The sequence below is a fragment of the Flavobacterium azizsancarii genome (assembly GCF_027980145.1).
Taxonomy (GTDB): Bacteria; Bacteroidota; Bacteroidia; order Flavobacteriales; family Flavobacteriaceae; genus Flavobacterium; species Flavobacterium azizsancarii.
Genome location: NZ_JAMZNK010000008.1, coordinates 122,969 through 148,430, shown reverse-complemented (window position 1 = coordinate 148,430; position 25,462 = coordinate 122,969). Strand labels below are relative to the sequence as shown.

Here is a 25,462-nt window from a genome sequence, read left to right as displayed (position 1 = left end):
TAATATGTGGAATTTTTTTGCCAATGAAAATGGTATTTAATAATACAAATTTAGATATTTTTTTTAACAGCCGCTATTTATTTAAGATTTCGAATGTTATGTTTTTTTAAAGTCCGTTGGTTTCATGTTTTTTCTCTTTTTAAAATAATTAGATAAGTGACTTTCGTCTGTAAAACCAAACTCGTATGCTATTTGTTTAATAGGCAATTGATTGTTGTGAATTCGTTTTTCGATTAAGGTAGTTCTTAGATTGTGAATATAATCGCGGTAATTAATTGTAAAGGTTCTTTTAAAATAAGCACTAAAATACGTTTCGGCAATATTAAAATGATTCGCAATAACTTTTATCTGAACTAATTTTGGCTGATAAATATTCTGATGAATGTATGAAGTGATTTGTTCGTTATCGATAGAATTTCCTTTTACGACAAGATTCATACCGCGCATAGTTTCCTTGATTAATCCAAAAATCGAAAGAATTTGATAAAATACAATAGGCGAGGTCGAAACATCGGTTTTGCAGTTATAGGCAGCAATATTTTCGATTGTGTTTTTTAATATTGTTTTGCAGGGATCGTCTAATTTTAGAACCGTTTCTTTTAGTGTTTTGTCCCTCATGAAACTTTCCGGAGTATGAATTAAAAATTCATCGCAGGTAAGGTTTTGCTTTGAGTTAAAATAATTGTCAGTAAACTTAATATAGAAAAATCGGGTTGATTTTTTTATGTCAAAATAGTGTTCGTCTTCTGGCGAAATCACAAACAGATCACCCGATTTATAAGGTAGCAAGTTGTTGTTCAGGTGATGGACTCCACTTCCTTTTTTTATATAAATAATTTCATAATAAGTGTGCGTGTGTGGTGGAAGGTGAAATTTTTCATCTTCAAATTCATCAATAACCAGGGTTTTGAATTGATTTAATTTTGGCATAACCTAAATTTACAAGTTTATATCACAAATGTACAATTTATTTTAAGCAGAACGGTCTTAAATTTGCACCATAGAAAATCTATTCCTTTCTTATAAAAACAAATGAAAAAAAGTCTTATTGCACTCTCATTAGGAGGTTTAACAATCGGTATTACCGAGTTTGTTATGATGGGTTTGTTGCCGGATATAGCCTCAGATATGAATGTTTCGATTCCCGTTGCAGGATATTTAATTTCTGCTTATGCCATTGGAGTTGTTATTGGAGCTCCTTTATTAGTAATCTTAGGGAGAAATCTTGCTCCAAAAAAAATGCTTCTGATATTAGCTTTGATGTTAACTGTTTTTAATGCGCTTTCGATTATTGCACCTACCTATAATTTTTTATTCGCGTCCAGATTTCTTTCCGGTTTACCACACGGAGCCTTTTTTGGCGTTGGTGCTGTAGTTGCCAGCCGTTTGGCTGATAAAGGCAAAGAAGCGCAGGCAATTGCAATCATGTTTTCAGGTTTAACACTGGCTAATTTAATAGGTGTACCTATTGGTACTTATATAGGACACAATTTTATATGGCGTTATACCTTTATATTAATTGCTGTTGTAGGTTTGCTAACCTTTTTGTTTATCTCTTTATGGATGCCAAATCTGGAGAAAGATCAAAATGTAAATATGAAAACGCAGTTACTGTTTTTTAAGAAAACAGAAGCCTGGTTAATCATCGGGATTACCGCTATAGGATTTGGTGGGTTGTTTGCCTGGATTAGTTATATCGCACCTTTATTGATAAATGTGTCTAAATTTTCTGCCGAGGATGTTTCGTATATTTTGATTCTAGCCGGTTTGGGAATGGTAGTAGGAAACTTTTTAGGCGGTAAACTAGCCGATAAATATTCGCCTGCACCAACAGTATTAGCTTTATTATTTGTAATGTCAATTGATTTGATTTTGGTTTATCTGTTCTCTTCAAATCAATATATATCGTTATTCCTTACTTTTTTAACCGGAGCGATTTCTTTCTCAGTTATTGCACCTATTCAAATGTTAATGATTAAAACTGCTAAAGATGCAGAAATGATTGCTTCGGCAGCATTGCAGGGAAGCTTCAATATTGGTAATGCTTTGGGAGCTTTTCTGGGAGGATTACCTTTGGCAGCGGGATATAGTTACGCGTCCCCAAATCTTATTGGCGTTGCAATGGCTGTCCTTGGTATGATTATTACGTTTGTTTTAATGCAAAAACATAAAAGTAATCTGCAGCTTCAGCGTGCTTAACATGTAGATTCTTCTTTAAAATAACAGAAGCCCTTAAACAAAATTGTTTGGGGGCTTTTTTGTGTTATGTTCCTAATTCTTTTTTAGGTTAAAGTTTTAATCGTAGGAATAGTACTGGTTTTTTGAAATGTATTAGTTCTATGATCTTTCATATTGTTTTAAATCTTCATCACTTTAGTAAAAATTTTTTAAATTTTTATCTTTTTTAAATGTTAAAACAACACTTAATAATATTGCAAATACTTTTAGTGTAATCGATTGTTTTAATTCGAAAATCGCAACAAATTTCGAAATATTAAAAATATATTTAATATTTATTTGCAACTTAAATTACATATGTCATATAAAAAAGTGCTTTTATTTTTGATATTTTATTTATTTTAGGAAATTTTTATGAGTTTTAATTTTTTGTATCAAAAAAATATTTATGTTTGTGTAATCGATTACAACTTTTTTATTGAATGAAATATTTGGCTTTACAGATATTCTAAAAAAAGCAAATTCCCACAGTATAACTGAAGAAATGAAACTTTAACAGTAAAATAAAAGTTGAAAGAGCATACTTAGAATGACCACAAAAAACCACTTAAAAACAAAAAACTAATTAATAACTTAAACAATTAACCATGAATTTTAAAGATTTATTTAACAAAGGAGCAAATTGTTGCTTTGCAGTTGTTTTCTTATTGTGTTTACTGACGAGCCATCAAATGAATGCGCAGACAGTAACACTTGAAGGAACCGTTAAAGATGCTGCAGGACTCACTTTACCGGGTGTTAATATATTAGAAAAAGGAACTAAAAATGGAACTTCTACAGATTTTGACGGGCATTATAAAATAAAGCTTACCAGTTCAAAAGCTGTATTAACCTATTCTTTTATAGGTTTTAAAACCAAAGAAGTGGCCGTTGACGGAAAAACTAAAGTTGATGTTGTTTTATCTGAAGATTCAAATGCTCTAAATGAAGTTGTCGTTGTTGGATACGGAACTGTGAAAAAAAGCGATTTAACAGGTGCTGTCTCTACTATTTCAGGTAACGATTTGAAAAAAGTACCGGTGGCAAATGTTGCTGAAGCCTTAACAGGTCGTATTGCAGGTGTACAGGTAACCTCATCAGAGGGTTCTCCCGATGCTGATATAAAAATTAGAGTTCGTGGAGGTGGTTCTCTTACTCAGGATGCTTCGCCTTTGATTATTGTGGACGGATTTCCTATAAATAATATGAATGATATTTCGTCATCTGATATTGACTCTATGACGGTTTTGAAAGATGCTGCTTCAACTGCAATATACGGATCACGTGGTGCAAATGGGGTAATTATCATTACAACTAAAAGCGGGAAAGATGGTAAAATGGCAGTAAGTCTGAACATGTTTTATGGTATGAAAAAGATGGCCAATGAAATTGATGTTTTATCGCCGGAAGATTATACTAAATGGCAATACGAGTATGCGCTGCTTTCGCAATCAGGGACAAAAGTAGCTTCTGATCCAACTTCATATACCAAGTATTTTGGAAATTGGCAAGATCACGATATGTACAAAGGTTTAAAAGGAGATGATTGGCAAAAACAAATTTTTGGACGTACTGGAGAGGTGCAAAGTCGTGATTTAGGAATCAGAGGAGGAACTGATAAACTTAATTATAATTTTAATTATGCTCATTACGATGAAAAGGCGATTATGATAGGTTCTAATTATAAACGTAACAACCTTTCCCTGGCTTTAAAAAGTAAAATAACAGATAAGATTGATGTCGCTTTTACGGTGCGCTATTCAGATACTGAAATTGATGGTGGTGGTGTAAATGAGCAAAACGAAAAATCTTCATCAGATTCACGTATGCGTACTATTGTTGGTTATGCGCCACTTCCGGTACCAGGTTTAACTTCAGATGATACATCCGGAGACGGTTCAGATGTATTGATAAATCCTTTAACATCTGTTGCAGACAATGATCGTCAACAGTTTCGTAAGAACTATAATATGTTAGGTAGTTTTGGATGGGAGCTTGCAGAAAATTTAAAATTGAAAGTAGATTTAGGTCTGGATAATTTTAACAATCTGGATTATCGTTTTTACGGATTAACTACTTATTATATTGCTAACGCTCCTGTAGGACCATTGCAAAATATGCCTGCGATGATTATGAGCGATACTAAAGACAGACGTTTTAGAAATGCAAATACATTGAATTATGATTTCAAAAAAATAATGGGTGGAAATCATCATTTGAGTGCTCTTTTAGGACAGGAAAGTATTGAATATACTTCTAATACTGTAACAAATACGATTCATGGATACCCTGTATTTTTTGATTTTGATCAGGCAAAAAAATTAACAACACAAGGAACACCACAATCAATAGATAATTATTACAGCCCTGATGATAAATTATTGTCGTTTTTTGGACGTGCCAATTACGACTACAAAAACCGTTACTTATTAACAGCTACATTTCGTGCAGATGGGTCAAGTAAATTTTTAAAAGAGAATCGTTGGGGATATTTCCCGGCTTTTGCAGCGGGATGGAAAATTTCTGAAGAGAATTTTCTAAAAGATAAAACCTGGATGAATCTTTTAAAAGTAAGAGCCAGTTATGGTGAAGCAGGAAATAATAACATACCAGTTGGACAACAAGTTCAAATTTTTCAATCAACACCAACAACATGGATCAATGGCGTTACCAGTATTTGGGCACCTTCTAAAACAATGCCTAATCCTGAATTGAAATGGGAAACAACAGTTACCCAAAATGTTGGTTTGGATTTTGGATTTTTCAAAAATCGCTTGAGCGGTACTTTTGATATCTATAAAAATATTACAAGTGATTTATTAATTAACTTTTTAGTTCCTGGATCCGGATACGATTATCAATATCGTAACATGGGTGAAACACAAAATACAGGTTTTGAGGCTACTATAAATATTGTTGCAATTGATAAAGCCAAATACGGATTGAATTTTTCATTCAATATGGGAATAAACAAGAATAAAATTAACTCATTAGGTGTTATGGATAATTTTGGACAGGCTACAGGATGGGCTTCTTCACAAATTGGAGATGATTATCAGGTAGCGGTTAATTCTTCTCTAGGGTCTATGTATGGTTATAAAAATGATGGAAGATACGAAGTGTCGGACTTTGATTTTGTGGGAGGAAAATATATTTTGAAAAGTGGCGTAATGAGTACTGCTACCACTCTAGTAGGAGACGGAAGTGGTCTTAAACCCGGAGATATGAAATTGAAAGATGTTAATGGAGATGGTAAAGTAGATATAAATGATAAAACAGTTATTGGTAATGTTAATCCTAAAAGTTATGGTGGTTTTATTATCAACGGAAATGCTTATGGTTTTGATTTAATGGCAGCTTTTAACTGGAGTATTGGAAATGACATCTACAATGCTGATAAAATCGAGTTTTCGACAGCCACTGCTTCAGGAAAGTACAAAAATTTAAATTCTACTATGGCTGATGGACAGAGATGGACAAATTTAGATCCTGTTTCTGGCCAGTTAGTAACAGATCCTGCTGCATTAACAGCTCTTAATGCTAATACCACGATGTGGTCGCCATATATGAGAAGTGCTATTCTTACTGATTGGGCTGTTGAGGACGCGTCGTTTTTAAGATTGAATACTTTAACATTAGGGTATACAGCCCCTCAGATGTTTACATCTAAACTTGGAGTTTCTAAATTAAGATTTTATCTGACAGCAACTAATGTTTTTGTCTGGACAAACTACTCAGGTTCTGATCCGGAAGTGTCAACGAAAAGAAAAAATCCATTGACACCTGGGGTTGATTCAAGTCCTTATCCAAGAAGCAGACAAATGGTTTTTGGGATGAATCTTAATTTCTAATTTTAAATTATCACAAAATGAAACATAAAATAATAATAGCAGGATTGATTATTTCTGGTTTATTCAGTTCTTGCCAACAATTTGAAGACGACTATTTAGAAGCACCTGCACAATCAACATTAGACGCGTCTGTAATTTTCTCTACAGCCGGACTTGCAAAAGGAGCTATTGATGGAATAAAAGTACCATTTGCCGAGACTAACTCTTACAGAGGACGTTTTTTACCTTATTACGGATTAAACACAGATGTAGAATGGTATGCTACTTCGCAAACAGCAGGGGATAAGGCAGATTTGTGTGTTTACGATACAAAGCCAAGCAATACAGAGATGAATACTACCAATAATGCTTATTCAATGATGTTCTCAGGTATTGAGCGTGCTAATATTTGTATTAAAGGTTTACGTCAGTACGGAAATCCTTTGCCGGGAACAGAAATGGGGCAATTATTAGGAGAAGCTTTAACGCTTAGAGCTATTTACTATGCTGATTTAATTAAAGCATGGGGAGATGTTCCGGCTCGTTTTGAACCTATTACTTCTGCAACTTTATATTTGCCTAAATCAAGTAGAGACATTCTTTACAAACAATTAATTACAGATCTAGGAGAAGCATCAACATTAGTGGCATGGCCTAACGAAACTGCATATACAAGTACAGTAGAGCATATAAATAAAGCTTTTGTAAAAGCATTTAGAGCACGTTTGGCTTTGGTTTCAAGTGGTTTTCAGCAATATCCTGACGGAGTAAGAAGAAGTACAGATCCGGAACTTTCAGTGGGTAATATGTATGGATTGGCATTAAGAGAATCTCGTGAAGTGATTCAAAGTGGTGCAGCTCGTTTAGAATCTACTTTTGAGGGATTGTGGAGAAAATACAATGAAGAAAATACTACTGCCGGAGGAGAATCTCTTTGGGAGCTTCCTTTTGCTGACGGACGTGGTAGAATGCTGTTTACTTTCGCTGTAAAACACACAGCAGCCAGTGATCAATTTCAAGCTAATGGAGCCAATCGCGGTGGTGTAGCAGGTCCATTACCATTTGTTTTTTATGACTATGACCAGGCTGATGCCCGTAGAGATGTTACTTGTGTGCCTTATAAATATGGTGCAGCGGTTAATAATATTGCTAAACAAGAGTTAAACACGCTAGATACGTGGTATTTTGGTAAATACCGTTACGAATGGATGAAACGTTATGTGACTTCTACCAATGATGATGGTGTAAATAAAATGTACATGCGTTATGCAGAAGTACTTTTAATTGCTGCTGAAACAGCTAACGAATTAGAAGGTCCGGGTGCAGCTGCACCTTATCTGAAAGAAATTCGCAGAAGAGCATTCCCTGCAGCAGCACAAGCTGTTAAAGTAGATCAATATGTAAATGATATTACTAGTAAAGAGGCAATGCTGAATGCAATCGTTGAAGAAAATAAATTTGAGTTTACCGGAGAAATGGAGCGTAAGCAAGCACTTATTCGTTGGAATTTGCTGAAAGTAAAATTGGATCTGGCAAAACAAAAAATGACAAATCTGTCAGCTCGAACAGGTGAATATGCTGATATACCGACAACCTTGTACTATAAATATAAAGCTGATAATGTTTCTCTTGATATCTACGGATTAAACAGAGGAGAAACAACAAATCCGGGAGCACTATATTCATCTGCTACCTGGACATGGACAGGAACAGCAGCAGATGCTAAGATAAATTCATTGTACAAACCAGGCGTGAATCCTGATAACAGACAATTCTGGCCAATATGGCAAGTGTTTATTGATGGAAGCAACAATCAATTAAAAAATGATTACGGTTATTAAGATCTTAGAAAAAATTAATAAAGTTATTATGATGAAAACAAAACATATGCTTAAAGGATTAATAGCCACATTAGTACTTGCATTTGCAGTCTCAGGCTGCGAAAGTTATAATGAGGGATTGTTAGACGGTATAGGCAATACAAGAGAATTTTCTCCAATCGCTCTAACAGCAAAAGTAAAAAATCAGACATTTGTCGAACTTAACTGGACAGTGAATCCGGCAGCGGATCATTATACAGTAGAATTTAGTGCAGATGATATAGATTTTAAAGTGATTTATAAAACGGTACAAGTTACGGGGTCTCAATTGCCATTAACAGTTCAGCTGGAAGGCGAAACAACTTATTCAATACGAGTAAAAGCAATTACAACCGGATTAGCAGATTCTAAGTGGACAGTTGCAACTGCAACTACACTTTCTGAGCAAATTTTATTTCCTGTTGCTGATGCTGATATTGAGGCAAAGCAAGTTACACTAAGATGGACTCCAAATAGTGCTGTAACACAAATTACTTCTAATCCCGGAAATCTTATTCATACGATAACTCCAGCGGAAAAAATAGCGGGAGTTGCTATAGTATCAGGTCTAACAAGTGAAACTGCTTATACCGCAACTTTGATAAACGGAACTAAGACAAGAGGTGTTAGAACTTTTACTACCGGAATCGATATAGGAACAGGTATTTTGGTTAAACCAGAAGACGACTTAAATGCTAAAATAGCAGATGCACCTGCTGGTTCTGTTTTGGTATTAATGCCAGGAGATTATACCGTTTTTAAAGGGGAAATCGTGTTGAGTAAACCTATAACAATTAGAGGGTTAAGGGTTTCTGATAAACCGAAATTATATGTAAGATTTACATTCAATCCAGGTGTTACCGATGTAAGTTTAATCGATTTAAATTTTAATGGTGAAAAAACTCAAACAGATTTTGTAAGATACAATCAAAGTGGTACATATGGTAAACTATTAGTTAGCGGATGTAAAATTTATGATTATCTTGGTTCGTTTGCTATTGCAGGAAGTGCAATTGGAGCTAAGATTGAATCAATTACTGTAGACAATTCAGAACTTACAAATATCGATACTGCAGCAACAGGAGAGTTTATTGATTTTAGAGTTGGTTATGTGGCTAATATTACTCTGACAAAAAGTACATTTAACAATTGTGCCTCAACAAGAGCTTTTATTAGAGAAGATGCTACAACTTCATTTGGGACTGGACTTACAACAAATACCTTAATTGATAGTTGTACTTTCTATGGCGTTACTAATACAATTGCAGCTAGTGGATATCAAATTCTATATATTCGTTTTGCCAGTAATGCTACAATTGTCCGTAACTCATTATTTGCAGAAACAATTGCAAGATATATCAATCAAGCGACAACAAATGCACCAACATTTTCTAATAATAATTATTTCAATGCAGCTACCCTTAATCAGGCTAGTCCTGTGTCACCTCTTAAATCGGATACTGCCGGAACGGCATTAAATCCTCAATTTGCTAGTGCTGCTACCGGAGATTTTACTCTAGGTAATCAAACATTAAAAGATAATAAAGTAGGAGATCCACGTTGGATTAAATAAGAAATTTTTATAGAGTTAGTTAAAAAGGGATGCAGTTTTTTTGAACTGCATCCCTTTTTTTATACAACTAAATGCTGTTATAAAGTATCAATAATATTTACTACTTCTATAAAGGTTTCAGTAAAAATAAAATCTGTTTGAATCTATAAAAATCCGTGTGTCTTCTTAGCGGAATTCTTACTCAATATCCAGATCAAATTTTTCTAATAAACCGGCAAGTGCCGTTTGAGAAACTCTGGTTCTTTTTATTTTATTTTCAGAGGGATCAAAGGCATAATTTCTGGAAGAGCGAAAGTCTGTTTTCTCTAATACACAATCCTGAAAAGTAGCGTTCGCCAAATCGCAGTTTTTAAAAATGGCCAAAGACAAATCAGTGTTCGAGAAATCGACATCTTTAAGAGAGCAATCAATGAAGTTTGTTTTCTTCAGTTTTTTGTAAATAAAAGTGGAATAATCCAGAAGACAATCCTGAAAATTCATCGAAAATAAAAAGCTGTTACTGGCACTAAAGTCAAGCCCCATTAATTTGCAGCCAATAAATTTAATGTTTTTTAATCCTGTACCTTTTAAGGTAGAAAGCGAAAGATTACAGTTCTTGAAAGTACAGTCCAAAAAATCGATATAACTGAAATCACTTTTCGAGAAATTACAATTGATAAATTCACAATTTACAAATTCGTTATCTGATAGTTTCTGATCGGAGTAATCAATAGTGTCAAATGTTTTGTTCTGATGCAATGCCGTTTCCATATTAATAAGCTAAGGTTTAAAAAGAAGTGTTTGTAAAGCAATTTATTCTAGTTCGATACAATCAAAAATGTCATTTTTCAATGCCATTTCATTTATATCAGCGTCGCTGTCAATTCTTAAAATATTATCGCAATCCTCAAGATCAAAATTCCATAAAGCATCTGGAAGCAATTGTTCGAGTAACACGTTTGCGAATTCTAATTTCGATTTTGTATCAACGGAAGTTTTAAAAACATAAATCATAACTTGCTTTTTTTTACTTGGCAAATTTCAATAAATGCTTCTCAATTTGATAGGATTCTCTAATCAATAATTAGGACTTATCAATCAATTTTCGATATTGAACAGGGGTAATGCCCTCGCGTTTTTTAAAAAATCTGCTAAAGTAAGAATGATCCTCATGACCCACCTGCATGGCAATTTGGCTGACAGAAAGAGAGGTTTGAAAAAGTAAATATTTGGCTTCTAATAAAATGGTTTCATCAATCCATGAAGCCGCTGTTTTGTTCGTGACAGCTTTAACAGATTTGTTAAGATGATTGGGTGTCACATTCAGTAGAGAGGCATAATAACTAACCTGATGATAATTTTTGACATTTTGATGAATTAATTCTCTGAATTTAGTAGTAAGAATTTCTGCTGCCGACACATTTTTAGAAGCTTTTACCGTGTTTCTATTCATCTCATAAAACAGGGCAATTAAATAAGCTTGTACAATATCCAGATTGGCTGTTTCAGTTTCTGTATATTCAGTTTGCAGTCTATTTAAGATCGTAATAATTGATGCCGTGTCATTGGCTGATAAACTCACTTTTGGGTTTCCGGATATTTTCAGAAAATCAAAATCATTCAATATTTCACGATTGGCATATTTTCCAATTAAAATATCAGGATGAAATTGACAGACATAACCGGTATGTGAATTATTAATGTTTTTTATCGAAAAAACCTGACCTGCCGGTACCACAATAATTTCATTAGGAACAGTTTGATATTCCTGGTATCCCACTTTCATTGTTTGACTGCCGGATGCAATAAAAAGTAAAGTATGGCAACTGTGTTTAGATGGAGGAACAGGATATTGCAGACCCACTATTTCATTCATTTGTAAACAAAAAAAGTGATCAGAATTTGATTTAAAAAGCAAATGTGCAGGATTATCTTCGCCCAAAAACTTCTCCCTGAATCCTTTTGCTTCGTAGGTTTTTACCTTTTCGATTGTTTTGCTTTTCATCGTTTAATAGTACAATCTAAAATCGAGCAATTTGCACAAAGCATAATGTTTTTGGTACAATTCCTCTACCACTTCTGTAATGTCGTCATTGTCCTGATAGAGACTAAAAAAGGCTTTGTCAATAGTGCTGCAACTGGCAATTTTATTATAAGTAGATCCGTAACCGGAAATGGCTCGCGCGCCGGTTATGTCCAGGAAATATTGTGCTTCTTCGTTGTTGAGGTCCAAAACCTTTAGATTCGCAAAATGAATAATTTTTCCTTTCATTTTCCCCTCAAAAAGTTCTGCTATTTCTTCTAAACTATAGTAATAATCATGAAGGCATATCGTATTGGCTTCACCGGGCATAACCAAATAAATGATTTCATAATCCTTAAAATTATGATCTTCATAAAGCAATACATTCAAGCTTTCTTCTAATCCTTCGATAGTATCGCAGGTTTTATAAATACTGGCAATACCCTGATCAATTGCAATTTCTTCTAAGTTTTGTACCACTAAAGTTGCTCTGTCGTCGTCTACGTCTGGAACACCTTCGAGGCAGAAGATGAATTTTTCGTAATCCATACCATTATGTTTTCCGGTTGCTGATAAGTCTTTGTTTTTCCTTTCTCACAAAAGTATTTTTTATTGTCGAAAAACTGCTATCCGAAAAGTTTTTTAACGCATTTTTGACATTGGATAAATAAATAGCGATTCACCGCTGCTATAATTACAATCTTTTCAACTTCAACGAAAGAGGTATCTGTAAAAATAAATCTGCAAAAAAGATTATTAATTTTTTTTATCAGTTTGAACCAGCCTTATTCAAAACCAATAATTTTTGCCACCATTTTGGTTTTTCTTTGTGTAAAGATTCAGTACAGTTATTAGCTTTTTTTTTGTTTCCGCATGCAGCACAAAAAGAAGCTTTGGGAGTTCTGTAAGGTTTAGAACAATTTTCGCAAGCCGCACCATACAAGTCAATTCTGTGATGCATGATAGCATTAGGATTAGTTTCTTCAAATCCTGTTAAGTCTTTATAATAATCAAGTAAGTCTTTAAAACGTGTCTTTCTCGTCATGTTGCACTTTCCTGTTTCAAAACCATTGCGATACAGTTTAGATGCAACTTTATATTCCTCTTGATCAAGCATAGGAACTTCTATTTTACAACGCCAACACCAAAGATTTTTCATGATTATCTTTTTAGGTTAAAATGTGTAATGAATTTTTTTGACTTAAATGTCTTGCTAATTTATAATCGTTTATTGAGAATAACTTACGGATTGTCACATTTTGTAAACAAAAATCGTTTTTTTAATAATTAGGGAACCAAGTATAAATACCTGATTTTCAAAAGAGGTTTTAAATAACGGCATAAAAAAGCGGATTAGTATTTACTAACCCGCTTGTTCTATATCCTTTTTCTTTAAATTAGTGAGATACCGCTTTTAATCCTACAATTGAACCAATAAGAGTTGCAATAAAAAAGAGGCGCCAGAAATTCGTTGGATCTTTAAAAATTAAAATTCCAATTATAACAGTTCCAACCGCGCCAATACCTGTCCAGACAGCATAAGCAGTTCCCAGGGGTAAAGTTTGTGTTGCTTTCATTAAAAGTCCCATACTAACAACTAAAGAAATAAGAAAACCCGTATACCACATATACATTTCGTTTCCCGTTGTTTCTTTTGCTTTTCCTAAACACAAAGTAAAGCCAACTTCAAATAAGCCGGCAATAATCAAAATAATCCAGTTCATATCTTTTTTTTGCAAAGGTTAGAAAAGAGATTCGGAGAGCATTTTACATTTGTTAAAAAATAAAAGTTATTTAATGTCGGCGCGAATTCTGCTCAGGCTTACTTGGGAAATGCCCAGATAAGAAGCAATATGACCTAATTGTACACGCTGAATTAAATGTGGATAATCAATAAGAAGTTCTTTGTAGCGTTCTGTAGCAGTTCTAAATTGACGAGAAATAAGGCGTTCTTCGGTTTTTACCAATTCCTTTTCTGCAAACTTTCGTCCCCAATTGGCAATATGAATATCTTCCTGAAAGAGCTTTTGCAGCTTTTCAGATTTCAATTCATACAATTCACAATCTTCCAAAAGTTCGATATCCTCATATCCTTTTTGGTTGGCAACATAACTCTTCATCGATAAAACCGTATCGCCTTCTTTACCAAACCAGAAAGTAACTTCATTATCATCCCGATTAGAATAAGCCCTTGCAATCCCTTTTCGGATAAAATAAATATTCGTTTCAATTTTGTCAGCCCTCAATAAAAGATGCCCTTTAGGATAATTTATTTCAGTCACACAATTTTGAAGTTTCAATTTTGAAGTTTCAGGTAATGCGTATATTTGATCGAGAATTTGTTCTATTTCCATATCATTTTTTTATTTTAATGCGACATTATTAGAAAGCATTAATTGTATTGTTTAAAGAATCGCTTCGAGAGATTGGCGTAAAATTGCTACAGCATTCTCCATTTCTGTTTCATCTAAATGTCCAAAACCTAAACGTGTTGCTGTTAGATTTTTGGTTTGATATAAAACCGTCTTTGGCAAGAATAATCCATTTGCAGCACATTGCTTTTGTAATTTTATCAAATTAAAATTATCCAGCCATTCTACCCAAATCGCCAAACCCCGAACTGGAATCTGAAATTTGATTCTCCCGTCTAACTTTTCTTTTAATAATAAAATAAAATAATCCCTGCGCTCCTTATATACCTTTTTATTTTTCTTAGAAAGGCGATGCACTTCACCTTCCTTGATCCATTCCGTTAAAACCTGTTCTTTGATGACATCTATTCCCGGTTCGAGAATATTTTGATGCTTTTCGAGTTCTTTTATAAATGCCGATGGCGCGGCAATAAAACCATAACCAAAACCTGCCGGTAATGATCTGCCAAATGATCCGATATAAACAACTCTTTCGTTTGAATCTAAAGCGGCAAGAGGTAAAACGGGATTATTGTCGTAATGAAAATCAAAGTCATAATCATCTTCGATAATCACAAAACCATAACGATTGGCCAATTCTAATACCTCCATTCTTCTTTTGGCGCTAAGAGAAGTGGTCGTTGGATAATGGTAATTTGAGGTAAGATATAAAATCCTGATTTGGTGTTCCTCGCAAATTTGTCTCAGTTGTTCCGTATTGATTCCCTCCTTGTCAACAGGTATTGTCATAATTTGAGCTCCGCTATCAGACAATGTCATATTTGATATGTAGTAACCCGGAGAAGCAACAACTACCTTATCGCCAGGCGAAATAAGTAATTTGGTAACCAGATACAAACTAATTTCATGACTGCTTGTAGTGAGCAAATTTGATGTTGAAATCCGAATACCTCTCGTTAGATTTAAAAAATTAGAAAACTGGGTTTTAAAATTGAAATGAGATTGTGTCTGAAATTGTTCGCCAGTTTTGGTACTTTTTTGTCTCTTTAGTTTAGAAACGTACAATCTTGCCAGCACATCTGTTTGAACAAGTCGCAGATCAGGTAAACCATCGTTGAATTGATAAGGCAAAGTACTTACTTCTTTAGGGTTTTCGAGAATAGTAGAATGCTTGAAAGTAAAACCTGTAGATGCTTTTGCAACATTTTTGTTTTCTTCAGAAGTAAATTCCGCCTTGTTTTTTTGTTGTTTTTCAGATAAGATAAAAGTTCCTTTATTGGGTAAAATTTCAATCCATCCTTGTAATTCTAAATCCTGAAAAGCTTTGATCAATGTGTTTCTGTTAACGCATAAAAGTTTGCATAATATGCGGGTTCCCGGAAGTTTTGTGCCCTCAGGAAGTAAACCAATTTGTATCGCTTTTATAAATTCAAAAACGATTTGCAGATATAAAGCAGTCGCTTCTTCAGGCTTAAGCTGAATGAAACTTTTGAAAGGAATTTGAACCGGACTATCCATTTTTATAAAACTGGTACACATTAGTAGTACGGCAAGATACTACTTTTGCAAAAAATTAAAACAAATGACAAAACTTTATTTTGCTGCACTGACTCTGATATGTGTTAGTTTACAAGCTCAGGTGCAAAAAGATACCATTAATATTGATGAAGTAATTATTCATGAAAATAGGTTTAGTACGCCAATATCTAAGAAAAACAGAAACGTATATGTAATTGATAAAGCAACAATTGCAAAACTGCCGGGACGATCTGTTCAGGAAATTCTGCAATATGCCAATGGCGTTGATCTAAGACAAAGAGGACCGTTTGGAAGTCAGGCTGACGTCAGTGTTGATGGCGGAAGCTTTGAGCAAACCGTTGTTCTTCTGAACGGAACTAAAATAATAGATTCCCAAACGGCACACAATATGCTAAACCTGCCTATTCCGGTTGAGGTTATCGAGAGAATCGAAATCATTCGTGGTCCGGCAGCGCTTACTTACGGGATTAATAGTCTGACCGGAGCGATTAATATTATTACCAAAAAGCCAACAAAATCAGGATTTATGGTAAATTCTTATGCAGGATCGAATTTCGAAAAAGACACCCAGGATACCGGAGATACATTTTACGGTACCGGAATTCAGGTGGGCGGTGTTTTGAGCAAAGAGAAACAGCAACATTCACTTTTTGCTTCTCACGATAAAAGCAACGGATATAGATACAATACGGCTTTCGAAAACAATAAAATATTCTATCAGGGTAATTACCAACTCAACGATAAAAATGAAATTTTAAGTTCGTTTGGTTACATCAATAACGGTTTTGGTGCCAACGGATTTTATGCAGCACCAGGCGATAAGAATTCAAGTGAAGTCGTGCAAACTACATTTGCATCTGTACAATCTAAACATCAGTTGTCTGAAAAATGGACATTGATGCCAAGATTGAGTTACCGATACAATTATGACGACTACCGCTATTACGGAATTGCAAACTTAAATGCCGGAAGAAGCCAGCATTATACCAATTCATTTGCTGCAGAAGTTAACACATCGTACAAGATGGAAAATGGTGAACTAGGATTTGGTGCAGAAGCAAGAAGTGAGGACATAAGTTCGTCTAATATTGGAGAACATAATCGTGAAAATTACGGACTTTATCTACAATACAGAACCACTTTTATAGAAAAACTGGATGTAAATTTAGGAGCTTATCTTAATTATAATTCAGATTACAAATGGCAGGTCTATCCTGGGCTTGATGCCAGTTACGCCATAACAGATGCTTTTAAGATCATAGGGAACATCGGGACAAGTCAGCGTATTCCTTCGTTTACGGATTTATACCTCAACCAGCGTCCGGGAAACATAGGAAATCCTAATCTTGAAACCGAAAATGCTTTTCAGAGCGAAGTAGGATTCAAATACATCAAACGCGATTTTACTTTTAATGCCAATTATTTCTATAGAAAAATCAACAATTTTATCGACTGGACCAGAAATGTTACCACAGAACCTTACCAGAGTAATAACTATGGCAATCTGAATACAAACGGTTTTAACCTGCGTACCAATTATAGTACACACTTTTCTGCGAATTCGAGATTAAATATCAATCTGGCGTATTCGTATTTAGATTTCAAATTTCAGGATGTTATTCCGGTAGTTTATTCTAAATATCTGGTTTCATCATTAGAACATCAAATAACCAATACAATAGATTTTCAGCATAAAAATTTTACTGCTTTATTTGCGACTCGTTTCAGTCAGAGAGTAACCGGACCATCTTATTGGGTAAATGATTTTAGAGTAAGTCAGGCGATCAAAAAAGTAACAGTTTATGTCGATGCACAAAACATCTTCAATACCACATATTATGAAGTAGGAGCAGTTCCTCTTCCTTCGAGATGGTTTAGTTTAGGAGTGAAATTTGTGACTTTCTAAGCTTCACTAATATTTTAGATAAAGAAATAAAAGCCTTTAATCCGTTTGTGGTTAAAGGCTTTTTGTATTTCCAGGCCTATTAAAGAATATTGAAAATCATTTTAGAATTAATTTTCTAAGTTTGTATAACATCATCCGTCATAAAGTTTACGTACTTATAATTTTAAAAAAGATTCAAACTTGAAAATTCCTATTTACAACCAGAGATCAGAAGCAGTAGGAGGGATCTATATTGGTGAGTTATCTGTATTAGTAAAAGATTCTGATGTTATAAAAAAATTAGGAGCACATCGGGATGATTTTTATATTTTTTTTGTGCTCACAAAAGGAAAAGTCATCATGAAATGTGATATGGTAGATGTAAAGATAAATGCTCAAAGTGTTGTCGTTATTAAGCCATTTCAAATTCATTCGCCACAATTTATTTCGCCTGATGCTGCCGGATATTACATAGGTGTGGCACCATTTTTAATTCCGAATAATTGTGCTACCGTTTTTCAGAACTTGAAAATTGCGAATCAGGTCAGTAAAATTGATAAATTTCAGAAGAAAGATGTTTTAGAAACGGTGTCGTTGCTACACCGTTCTTTTGAAAATAGTACTTCGAATAAAACACCTATTGTCAATGGTCTTTTTAGTGCTTTGGTCTATCGTTTTGTAAATATATATTCAGAATCAAATAAGTTAACAACGGAAATTAAAAATCAAGCGGTACAGATTTATTCTAATTTTAAAAAATTACTATCTGATTTTACTTTTTTAGAAAGTCCCTCTTTCTTTGCTGAAAAATTAAATGTCACCACTTCGCATTTAAATTATTGTGTGAATGTTGCGACGGGAAAATCGGTAACGTATTGGCTTCAGAACGCCATGATTTTAGAAGCGCAACGATTATTGTACTACACAGATAATGATGTAAAGGAAATCGCTTTTATGTTAGGATTTGAGGATCATACTTATTTCTCCAGATTGTTTAAAAAAATAAACGGTGAAACACCTTTAGCCTTCCGGTTAAAATTCCGCGAATAGTCCAATCATCCCTATTTCTTCTTCAATTAATTCTTTTTGTTTTAGTTTCAATTTTGTATCGAAATTAAAACATACCATTATGAATTCGATGCCCAAGATTATTGGAGATTTTATGGAACTGGCGTTTACTAGCAAGATTTGCAAAGTAAGCGTTGCAGCGACTAAAATGCTCAGCGAAAATGTAAAAATGATCCAGTTCAGAGGTCATTTTCCCCACATTAATTTTAAAATAGGACAAGCCATAGTCATTAGAATAGATGATACAAATTATCGCAATTACACGCCCAGTAAATGGAATAGTGCACAAGGATGGTTTGAAGTTATTTTTCATATTCATAAAAACGGTCCCGGAAGTTATTTTGTAGAAAACTTAAAACCCAATGATCAGGTAACAGTGGGATTACCGCGAGGTTTTGAGTTTTTTAAAAAGGAAGAAAAGTATCATTTCTTTTATGGAGATGAAACTTGTATCAGCGTTTTTAAAAGTATCAAAGACGAAATTAATGCCGGCGAAAATAATTATTTAGGCATTTTAGAATTAGATGCAAGTACCGCTGAAATCCCAAAGATGTTGGGACTTGAAGTGGATATCGTGCAAAAAACAAACATAAAAGCCGAATTTGCAATCGAAATGCTGAATAAATTAGATCCTAAAATTTGGGATTTATGGCAGCATGGACAATTTTATTTAATGGGAAATGCGAAGTCAATTCAGGCCTTTAGAAAAGTCTTAAAAGAAAAAGGTGTTCTAAATAAAAAAATCTATACGCAGCCGTATTGGGCAGAAGGAAAAATTGGACTTTGATTTATTATTAACTGGTTTGGATGATTCTTCGTTTGGGCCTTGAAAAAATAAATACATAGAAACATAGATTTTATGTGTCGCAGAGACAAAAAGAAATATATTTCTTCTCGATATATAGTTATGTGTGTTTTAAATAAATGAAACGCCTTTTTTAAGCAAGTAAAGCTATTTTTCTACGTATTAAAGTTTTTATAATCAGTGGGTTATTATTGTAGTTGAAAGTGAGTTGAGATTGTCTTATTGAAATTTGGTACAATTTAGAACAACGGATTTCAGGATTTTTGTATCGCAAAATAGTAGTTTTGAGGTCAAACAAATTTAATTCCTTAACCACTAAAAAGGTTCAAAATGGTACATGAAAGAGTGATGGAGAAGTTGGGCATATTGGCCGATGCTGCAAAATATGACGTATCATGTTCATCAGCTTTAAGCAATAGAAAGAATAAAGACAAAGGATTGGGAGATTCTAAAGGATATGGCATTTGTCATTCGTTTACCGAAGACGGACGTTGCGTCTCTTTACTGAAAATCCTGCTGACCAATCATTGTATTTTTGACTGTGCATATTGTGTAAGCCGAAAAAGCAACGATATAAAACGTGCTGCTTTTACAGTAGATGAGGTGGTTGATCTTACTATCGGTTTTTACAGAAGAAATTATATAGAAGGACTTTTTTTGAGTTCCGGCATCTTTGACAATGCCGATTATACAATGGAACGCTTGGTTCGAATAGCGAAGAAATTACGATTAGAGCACAATTTTAATGGTTATATTCACCTTAAAGCGATTCCCGGAGCTAGTGACCAATTGTTGAAAGAAGCCGGAATGTATGCCGACCGTCTGAGTGTAAATGTCGAAATGCCAACAGAACAAAGCCTTAAATTACTGGCGCCGGATAAAAATCATATCGACGTGATCAAACCCATGGAATACCTCAAGAATGAAATTGTTGGTTATCGGGAAGAAAAAAAACTCAATTACAAAGCGCCGCTTTTTGCTCCTGCAGGTCAAAGTACCCAAATGGTTATTGGTGCAACAAAAGAGAGTGATCTTGAAATATTGGGCATGGCAGATTATTTCTATCAGCAAATGAATATGAAACGTGTGTATTATTCCGGATATGTGCCAATAAGTAATGACAATCGTCTTCCTGCAATTGGAACACCGGTTCCTATTATACGCGAAAACCGTTTGTATCAGGCCGATTGGCTAATACGATATTATGGATTTAATGTAAATGAGATTGTTGGGTTCAATCAACCAAATCTCGATCTGGATATTGATCCTAAACTAGGATGGGCTTTGCGAAATCTGAATCAATTTCCTGTAGATATAAACACCGCAGATTTAGAACTTATAAAACGCATTCCCGGTATTGGTTTTTTAAGTGCCACTAAAATAGTCGCTGCAAGACAATTTAAAAAACTGATGCCACAGGATTTGCAAAAGTTAGGAATTGCTTATACCCGTGCCAAATATTTTCTGGCATTTGCAACACCGTTTCAAATGCAGAAAGATTTAACTTCTATACAAATCAAAAGTCAGATTTTAAATTCTCAAAAGAGTAAGTATAAAAATGATTTCTCAAATCAACTTGCTTTATTTTAGTTGATTAAATGTCATGCTGTAATTTTTAAAACATAGAAACGTAGCCTTTTTTTATTAAATAAATCGTTGCACTTGATTAAAATGCACATAGCTACGCGAAAGAAATGTATTTCTTTTTTAGATATAAATCTATGTTTCTATGTGTTTAATTTCGTGCAAGCGAACATACGAAGTAATTGTAATAACTGAATTAAATTAAATGACACAAGTAATTTATGACGCAACTTATGAAGGATGGCTCACAGCTGTATTTGAAATTTACGAATATAAGCTTGGCGATATTGTTTTTGTAAAAAACGAAGTTTCTAATTCTTTGCTTTTTTCAACCACTCATTTTGTAACAACAGATCCTGACAAAGCAAAGCGCGTTTTAAGTGGTTTACAAAAACGCCTGTCGGCAGAAGGAATTTCGAATATTTACAAAGCTTTTTTATCAGAAGTAAATCAGATAGAGGAAACAATGTTTCAGTTTGTAAAATATGTACTCGCCAGTTCAATAAATATAGAAAGAGATTTAAGCAACAGTACAGTTTTAGATATAAAAAAGGCGGCTCGATTAACGGGCAAAGAAAGTCACCGAATGGAAGCATTTGTGCGGTTCAAATTAACCAAAGATCAATTGTATTATGCCATTGTTGAGCCGGATTGTGATGTGTTACCACTTATAGAAAGCCATTTTAAAAACCGTTACGCAGATCAGCGTTGGTTAATATATGATGCAAAGCGCAAATATGGAATTTATTATGACCTCGAAAATGTTGCAACCGTACAATTGCAATTCAATCCGGAAGCTGCTTCTTCGAAATTCTTAACTGAAATCTGTGACGAAAAGGAAGAATTTTTTCAAAATCTTTGGAAACGTTATTTCAGCAGTGTCAATATTGAATCGAGAAAGAACATGCGACTTCATCTTCAGCATATGCCAAAACGATATTGGAAGAATTTGACCGAGAAAATTCCTGATTTCAAAAAATAAATAATGACCAATTTCGAGGTGAAATAGCAGTAAAATTAATGCTAAATATACCTTAGTTTCTCTTCTTCGATATCTAAATAATGCATTTGTCGTCTTATAATGGTTTCATCAAGAGTTTGATCTTCTTTGTTTTTATTAATCAGCCATTGCCTTTGCTTGTCTAATAAGTCGAGATAGATTACTTTAAGTTCTTTTCCTATTTGTTCGTCATCAATGCCATTGCTGTATTGTTCCCATTTCTGGATAAGATGCTGTAGCGAAGAATTGCTTTCGATCTGATCGCTGTAATTACTCTTTAGATAATCTAAAGCAAATTCGGCTAATTCGTGGCGCAGGTTATTATGAGCTTCTTCTTTTGGCAGAGGATCATACATATCAGTAAGATTGATTTTTTTAATAAAATAAGGCAATGTGAGTCCCTGAATTACCAGAGTTAAAAGAATAACGATAAACGTGATAAACAAGATGAGGTTCCGTTGCGGAAAACCGTTGCCATTATTAAGATAAACAGGTATAGATAAGGCAGCAGCCAATGATACAACACCTCTCATTCCCGTCCAGCCCAGTATAAACGGAGTTTTATAACCGGGATTTCTGCTGTCAGCAACCGTGATAAAATTTCGTGCAACAAGCGTCACCAAAACGGCTCCGTAAGAAGATATCATTCTACTGATTATTAAGACAAATGTTATCAGAACGCCATAACCAATTGCGGACGAAATGCTAACATCTTCGACTTTAAGACCGTTTGTAATTTGTGGCAGATCTAAGCCAATCAGCATAAACACAAAACCATTCAGAATAAAAGTAAGGCTTTGCCAAACATTGATGCCCTGCAAACGAGATTTACTGCTCAAAAATCGGTGTCGGTTATTAGACAAAAGCAATCCGCCACATACTACGGCCAATACACCGGAACTATGAACTTCTTCGGCAGCCAGATAAATAATATAGGGTGTAAGCAAAGACAAAACAATATCGACATTTGCATCTGTAGGCAAATATTTGTGCGCTTTCATAAAAAGCCAGCCAATTAATAACCCAATTCCAACTCCGCCAAAAATCATCCAGCTAAAACTAACGGCGGCTTTATAAAATATAAATTGCTCTGTTGCAACGGCAATCATTGCAAATCTGAAAATAATTAAAGAAGAGGCGTCATTCAGCAAACTTTCGCCTTCTAAAATTGATGAAATAGTTTTGGGTACTTTTACAAATTTCAAAATAGCACCGGCACTTACTGCATCCGGAGGAGATACAATTCCGCCCAAAACAAAACCAAGCGCCAATGAAAATCCGGGAATAATATAATTAGCAACTAAGGCAACAGATAATGCCGAAACAAAAACAACTACAAAGGCAAAACTGGTAATAATGCGTCGCCAGCGCCACATTTCTTTCCATGAAACCGTCCAGGCCGCTTCGTACAGTAAAGGAGGCAGAAATATAAAGAATATTAAATCAGGTTCGATTTGTATTAAAGGCACCTTTGGGATAAAGCTGATTGCCAATCCGGCCAATACCAACAATATCGGATAAGCTACTTTTATTTTATTGGCCAACATAATCAGTAATAAAATAACAATTAACAAACCTAAATAAAAAGGGAAATTCTCTAGCATTCTTGTGGTTTATGAAATTTGGTTTATGATTTTTTAGTTTAAATTTCTGTATTCAATTGGTGTAAAATCCGTATTCTTTTTAAACATTCTATTAAAGTGCTGTGGATATTTAAAACCCAGTTCAAACGCAATTTGACTGACTGATTTATCAGTATCGAAAATTCGTTCTTTCGCCACATTTATCAACTTTAACTGAATGTGTTCCTGAGCTGATTTGCCTGTTTCTTTTTTTATTAAATCGCCAAAATAATTAGCCGAAAGATGCAAACGATCTGCAAAATATCCCACCGAAGGTAAACCTGTATCTTGTGCGCTTTCAGATTGAAAATAATCCTGTAATAAATTTTCAAATTTTGATAAAACGTCAGTATTAATATTTTCTCTGGTAATGAATTGTCTGTCATAAAAGCGAACACAATAATTTAGTAACAACTCTATATTATTACTTATAATGCTTTTGCTATGTTTATCAATAGACTGGCTTAATTCGTATTGTAATTTACTAAATAAATCTTTTATTATTTGCTGTTCTTTTAAAGATAAATGAAGAGCTTCATGCGATTCATAAGAAAAGAAAGAATACTGACTCATGTTTTTTGCCAGCGAAGTGCCTTTTATCAGATCAGGATGAAATAGAATCGCTAATCCTGTAGGATGATAATCTTCGGGGTTATTTACTTCAATAACTTGTCCGGGCGAAACAAACACCATTGTACCATCATCATAATCATAATTATTGCGGCCATATTTTAATTCGCCGCAATTTCCGGCCTTCAGGAATATGGCATAAAACCCAAAATGCATGCGCGTATGATTGGGTAATGCTTTTGTTGCAGAGTTATCAAAAACACTTATTAAAGGATGTTGCGTTTCAATACCTTTTAATTGATTGTACTGAGCGATTTTTTCGAGTTTTATAATAGGATCCATGATGCGACTTTTAAAATTATTAATGCAAATATACTACTCAGATTATTAATAACTTAGCGTGATAATTCTAATCAGTAAAAATGGTATTAATAACAGTAATTTGTATAAAAGAAAGCTTTTAATATTGAATGAACTTTGTATTGACAAGATGATAGACAATTTAGTCAAAAAAAAAGCAATATGAAAACAAGAATATTAGGAACACAAGGATTAGAAGCTTCTGCATTAGGAATGGGATGTATGAACCTGAGTTTTGGAACAGGAAAAGCAGTTGATATAAACGAAGGAATTAAAGTAATTCGTTCAGCATATAAAAAAGGAATCACTTTTTTTGATACTGCAGAAGCTTACGGACCTTTTACAAACGAAGAGTTAGTAGGAGAATCATTGAAACCTTTTCGAAAAGAAGTTGTTATTGCAACAAAATTCGGAATGATTTCGGATACCGGAATTAACAGCAAACCGGAACACATTCGCAAAGTGGTTGAAGCCTCCTTAAAACGATTACAAACAGATTATATTGATTTATTATACCAACATCGTGTAGATCCAAATGTGCCAATCGAAGATGTTGCAGGAACCATAAAAGATTTGATTCAGGAAGGAAAAGTAAAATACTTTGGACTTTCAGAAGCGGGTGCAGAAACGATTCAGCGTGCCCATGAGATTCAGCCGGTTTCAGCAGTTCAGAACCAGTATTCGATCTGGACAAGAGAGCCGGAAGTAAAAGTTTTGCCATTATGTGACGCATTAGGAATTGGTTTTGTGCCGTGGGGGCCAATTGGTACTGGTTTTTTGACAGGTAAAATTACGCCGGACACCAAATTTGACAGCGATACAGATTTACGTGCTGCTTTCCCACGTTTTACTTCGGAAGCCATTAGAGCAAATATGCCTGTTGTGGAGTTGCTGACAAAAATTGCTAATAGAAATAATGCCACACCTGTGCAAATAGCCTTGGCGTGGTTATTAGCTCAAAAGCCTTTTATAGTGCCAATTCCCGGAATGGATAAAATAGAATATTTAGATGATAATATTAAATCTGCAGCTGTCGAACTTTCGATAAAAGATTTACAGGAAATAGAAGAAGGACTTGCAAAAATAACTTTTCAGGGAGCAAGACTTAATGGAGGATTACTCGGTTTATCTGAAGAATAAATAGAAAGCTCTTAACTTTTTTTAACTACTATAAAT

General features: G+C 34.2%; 21 protein-coding genes. 10 read left to right on the top strand and 11 right to left on the bottom strand.

All coding sequences use genetic code 11. The annotated features are described in order from the left end of the window. Window positions 1-96 precede the first annotated feature (96 nt). Window positions 97-930: an AraC family transcriptional regulator gene (locus NJT12_RS07555; protein WP_271335269.1), complete on the bottom strand. Its 834-nt coding sequence runs from the start codon at window positions 928-930 to the stop codon at window positions 97-99. A gap of 102 nt (window positions 931-1,032) precedes the next feature. On the opposite strand from NJT12_RS07555, the gene NJT12_RS07550 reads away from it, so the two are divergent. From NJT12_RS07550 to NJT12_RS07535, 4 genes are all read left to right on the top strand, one after another. Then, complete coding sequence (locus tag NJT12_RS07550; RefSeq protein WP_271335268.1) at window positions 1,033-2,199, top strand: MFS transporter; 1,167 nt, start codon at window positions 1,033-1,035, stop codon at window positions 2,197-2,199. 626 nt (window positions 2,200-2,825) lie between these two features. Then, window positions 2,826-6,068, top strand: a complete 3,243-nt coding sequence (locus tag NJT12_RS07545) for a SusC/RagA family TonB-linked outer membrane protein (protein WP_271335267.1) — start codon at window positions 2,826-2,828, stop codon at window positions 6,066-6,068. Window positions 6,069-6,085: 17 nt separating this feature from the next. Beyond that, window positions 6,086-7,888 carry a RagB/SusD family nutrient uptake outer membrane protein gene (locus NJT12_RS07540; protein WP_271335266.1) on the top strand — a complete coding sequence of 601 codons (1,803 nt, stop codon included), beginning with the start codon at window positions 6,086-6,088 and terminating at the stop codon, window positions 7,886-7,888. 28 nt (window positions 7,889-7,916) lie between these two features. Continuing rightward, window positions 7,917-9,479 (top strand): DUF5123 domain-containing protein, encoded by a 1,563-nt coding sequence (locus NJT12_RS07535; RefSeq protein ID WP_271335265.1) that lies wholly within the window; start codon window positions 7,917-7,919, stop codon window positions 9,477-9,479. Between the two features lie 177 nt (window positions 9,480-9,656). On the opposite strand, the gene NJT12_RS07530 is transcribed toward NJT12_RS07535, so the two are convergent. The 8 genes from NJT12_RS07530 to NJT12_RS07495 all read right to left on the bottom strand — a co-directional run bounded on the left by NJT12_RS07530 (window position 9,657) and on the right by NJT12_RS07495 (window position 15,371). Then, window positions 9,657-10,229, bottom strand: coding sequence for a pentapeptide repeat-containing protein (locus NJT12_RS07530; protein WP_271335264.1), 573 nt, complete (start codon window positions 10,227-10,229; stop codon window positions 9,657-9,659). A 42-nt stretch (window positions 10,230-10,271) separates the two neighbouring features. Continuing rightward, entirely contained in the window at window positions 10,272-10,472 is a 201-nt protein-coding gene (locus NJT12_RS07525) for a hypothetical protein (RefSeq protein WP_271335263.1), read from the bottom strand. A 70-nt stretch (window positions 10,473-10,542) separates the two neighbouring features. Next, a complete protein-coding gene (locus tag NJT12_RS07520; protein WP_271335262.1) occupies window positions 10,543-11,463 on the bottom strand; it encodes an AraC family transcriptional regulator in 921 nt (306 codons plus the stop codon). A 3-nt stretch (window positions 11,464-11,466) separates the two neighbouring features. Further along, window positions 11,467-12,030, bottom strand: a complete 564-nt coding sequence (locus NJT12_RS07515) for a DUF6642 family protein (protein WP_271335261.1) — start codon at window positions 12,028-12,030, stop codon at window positions 11,467-11,469. A 220-nt stretch (window positions 12,031-12,250) separates the two neighbouring features. Then, on the bottom strand, window positions 12,251-12,640 hold the full coding sequence (locus NJT12_RS07510; RefSeq protein ID WP_271335260.1) for a hypothetical protein: 390 nt from the start codon (window positions 12,638-12,640) through the stop codon (window positions 12,251-12,253). Window positions 12,641-12,878: 238 nt separating this feature from the next. After that, a complete protein-coding gene (locus tag NJT12_RS07505) occupies window positions 12,879-13,205 on the bottom strand; it encodes a DMT family transporter (protein ID WP_271335259.1) in 327 nt (108 codons plus the stop codon). Between the two features lie 66 nt (window positions 13,206-13,271). Beyond that, complete coding sequence (locus NJT12_RS07500; protein WP_271335258.1) at window positions 13,272-13,835, bottom strand: Crp/Fnr family transcriptional regulator; 564 nt, start codon at window positions 13,833-13,835, stop codon at window positions 13,272-13,274. Between the two features lie 51 nt (window positions 13,836-13,886). After that, complete coding sequence (locus NJT12_RS07495; protein ID WP_271335257.1) at window positions 13,887-15,371, bottom strand: aminotransferase-like domain-containing protein; 1,485 nt, start codon at window positions 15,369-15,371, stop codon at window positions 13,887-13,889. A 64-nt stretch (window positions 15,372-15,435) separates the two neighbouring features. Here NJT12_RS07495 and NJT12_RS07490 point away from each other — a divergent pair, with 64 nt between their 5' ends. The 5 genes from NJT12_RS07490 (at window position 15,436) to NJT12_RS07470 (ending at window position 21,716) form a co-directional block, all read left to right on the top strand. Next, the gene (locus NJT12_RS07490; protein ID WP_271335256.1) at window positions 15,436-17,298 is read left to right on the top strand and encodes a TonB-dependent receptor plug domain-containing protein; all 1,863 of its coding nucleotides are present in this window, start codon (window positions 15,436-15,438) and stop codon (window positions 17,296-17,298) included. A 180-nt stretch (window positions 17,299-17,478) separates the two neighbouring features. Beyond that, window positions 17,479-18,327, top strand: a complete 849-nt coding sequence (locus NJT12_RS07485) for a helix-turn-helix domain-containing protein (RefSeq protein ID WP_271335255.1) — start codon at window positions 17,479-17,481, stop codon at window positions 18,325-18,327. Between the two features lie 79 nt (window positions 18,328-18,406). Beyond that, complete coding sequence (locus NJT12_RS07480) at window positions 18,407-19,132, top strand: siderophore-interacting protein (RefSeq protein ID WP_271335254.1); 726 nt, start codon at window positions 18,407-18,409, stop codon at window positions 19,130-19,132. A gap of 348 nt (window positions 19,133-19,480) precedes the next feature. Further along, window positions 19,481-20,740, top strand: coding sequence for a putative DNA modification/repair radical SAM protein (locus tag NJT12_RS07475; protein ID WP_271335253.1), 1,260 nt, complete (start codon window positions 19,481-19,483; stop codon window positions 20,738-20,740). A gap of 199 nt (window positions 20,741-20,939) precedes the next feature. Beyond that, window positions 20,940-21,716, top strand: a complete 777-nt coding sequence (locus tag NJT12_RS07470; protein ID WP_271335252.1) for a TIGR03915 family putative DNA repair protein — start codon at window positions 20,940-20,942, stop codon at window positions 21,714-21,716. A 41-nt stretch (window positions 21,717-21,757) separates the two neighbouring features. Here the strand turns inward: NJT12_RS07470 and NJT12_RS07465 are convergent, their stop codons facing one another. Together NJT12_RS07465 and NJT12_RS07460 are read right to left on the bottom strand one after the other, a co-directional pair. Beyond that, window positions 21,758-23,338, bottom strand: coding sequence for a Na+/H+ antiporter (locus tag NJT12_RS07465; protein ID WP_271335251.1), 1,581 nt, complete (start codon window positions 23,336-23,338; stop codon window positions 21,758-21,760). A 33-nt stretch (window positions 23,339-23,371) separates the two neighbouring features. Next, window positions 23,372-24,268, bottom strand: a complete 897-nt coding sequence (locus NJT12_RS07460) for a helix-turn-helix domain-containing protein (protein WP_271335250.1) — start codon at window positions 24,266-24,268, stop codon at window positions 23,372-23,374. A 180-nt stretch (window positions 24,269-24,448) separates the two neighbouring features. On the opposite strand from NJT12_RS07460, the gene NJT12_RS07455 reads away from it, so the two are divergent. Further along, window positions 24,449-25,426, top strand: coding sequence for an aldo/keto reductase (locus tag NJT12_RS07455; RefSeq protein ID WP_271335249.1), 978 nt, complete (start codon window positions 24,449-24,451; stop codon window positions 25,424-25,426). Window positions 25,427-25,462 lie beyond the last annotated feature (36 nt).

Excerpts from the sequence above, each read along its gene's own strand:
- NJT12_RS07465 (WP_271335251.1), bottom strand. The coding sequence starts at position 23,338 with ATGCTAGAGAATTTCCCTTTTTATTTAGGTTTGTTAATTGTTATTTTA.
- NJT12_RS07475 (WP_271335253.1), top strand. The coding sequence starts at position 19,481 with ATGGTACATGAAAGAGTGATGGAGAAGTTGGGCATATTGGCCGATGCT.
- NJT12_RS07500 (WP_271335258.1), bottom strand. The coding sequence starts at position 13,835 with ATGGAAATAGAACAAATTCTCGATCAAATATACGCATTACCTGAAACT.
- NJT12_RS07555 (WP_271335269.1), bottom strand. The coding sequence starts at position 930 with ATGCCAAAATTAAATCAATTCAAAACCCTGGTTATTGATGAATTTGAA.
- NJT12_RS07520 (WP_271335262.1), bottom strand. The coding sequence starts at position 11,463 with ATGAAAAGCAAAACAATCGAAAAGGTAAAAACCTACGAAGCAAAAGGA.
- NJT12_RS07535 (WP_271335265.1), top strand. The coding sequence starts at position 7,917 with ATGATGAAAACAAAACATATGCTTAAAGGATTAATAGCCACATTAGTA.
- NJT12_RS07505 (WP_271335259.1), bottom strand. The coding sequence starts at position 13,205 with ATGAACTGGATTATTTTGATTATTGCCGGCTTATTTGAAGTTGGCTTT.
- NJT12_RS07510 (WP_271335260.1), bottom strand. The coding sequence starts at position 12,640 with ATGAAAAATCTTTGGTGTTGGCGTTGTAAAATAGAAGTTCCTATGCTT.
- NJT12_RS07490 (WP_271335256.1), top strand. The coding sequence starts at position 15,436 with ATGACAAAACTTTATTTTGCTGCACTGACTCTGATATGTGTTAGTTTA.
- NJT12_RS07455 (WP_271335249.1), top strand. The coding sequence starts at position 24,449 with ATGAAAACAAGAATATTAGGAACACAAGGATTAGAAGCTTCTGCATTA.
- NJT12_RS07480 (WP_271335254.1), top strand. The coding sequence starts at position 18,407 with ATGAATTCGATGCCCAAGATTATTGGAGATTTTATGGAACTGGCGTTT.
- NJT12_RS07525 (WP_271335263.1), bottom strand. The coding sequence starts at position 10,472 with ATGATTTATGTTTTTAAAACTTCCGTTGATACAAAATCGAAATTAGAA.
- NJT12_RS07460 (WP_271335250.1), bottom strand. The coding sequence starts at position 24,268 with ATGGATCCTATTATAAAACTCGAAAAAATCGCTCAGTACAATCAATTA.
- NJT12_RS07495 (WP_271335257.1), bottom strand. The coding sequence starts at position 15,371 with ATGGATAGTCCGGTTCAAATTCCTTTCAAAAGTTTCATTCAGCTTAAG.
- NJT12_RS07530 (WP_271335264.1), bottom strand. The coding sequence starts at position 10,229 with ATGGAAACGGCATTGCATCAGAACAAAACATTTGACACTATTGATTAC.
- NJT12_RS07545 (WP_271335267.1), top strand. The coding sequence starts at position 2,826 with ATGAATTTTAAAGATTTATTTAACAAAGGAGCAAATTGTTGCTTTGCA.
- NJT12_RS07515 (WP_271335261.1), bottom strand. The coding sequence starts at position 12,030 with ATGGATTACGAAAAATTCATCTTCTGCCTCGAAGGTGTTCCAGACGTA.
- NJT12_RS07470 (WP_271335252.1), top strand. The coding sequence starts at position 20,940 with ATGACACAAGTAATTTATGACGCAACTTATGAAGGATGGCTCACAGCT.
- NJT12_RS07540 (WP_271335266.1), top strand. The coding sequence starts at position 6,086 with ATGAAACATAAAATAATAATAGCAGGATTGATTATTTCTGGTTTATTC.
- NJT12_RS07550 (WP_271335268.1), top strand. The coding sequence starts at position 1,033 with ATGAAAAAAAGTCTTATTGCACTCTCATTAGGAGGTTTAACAATCGGT.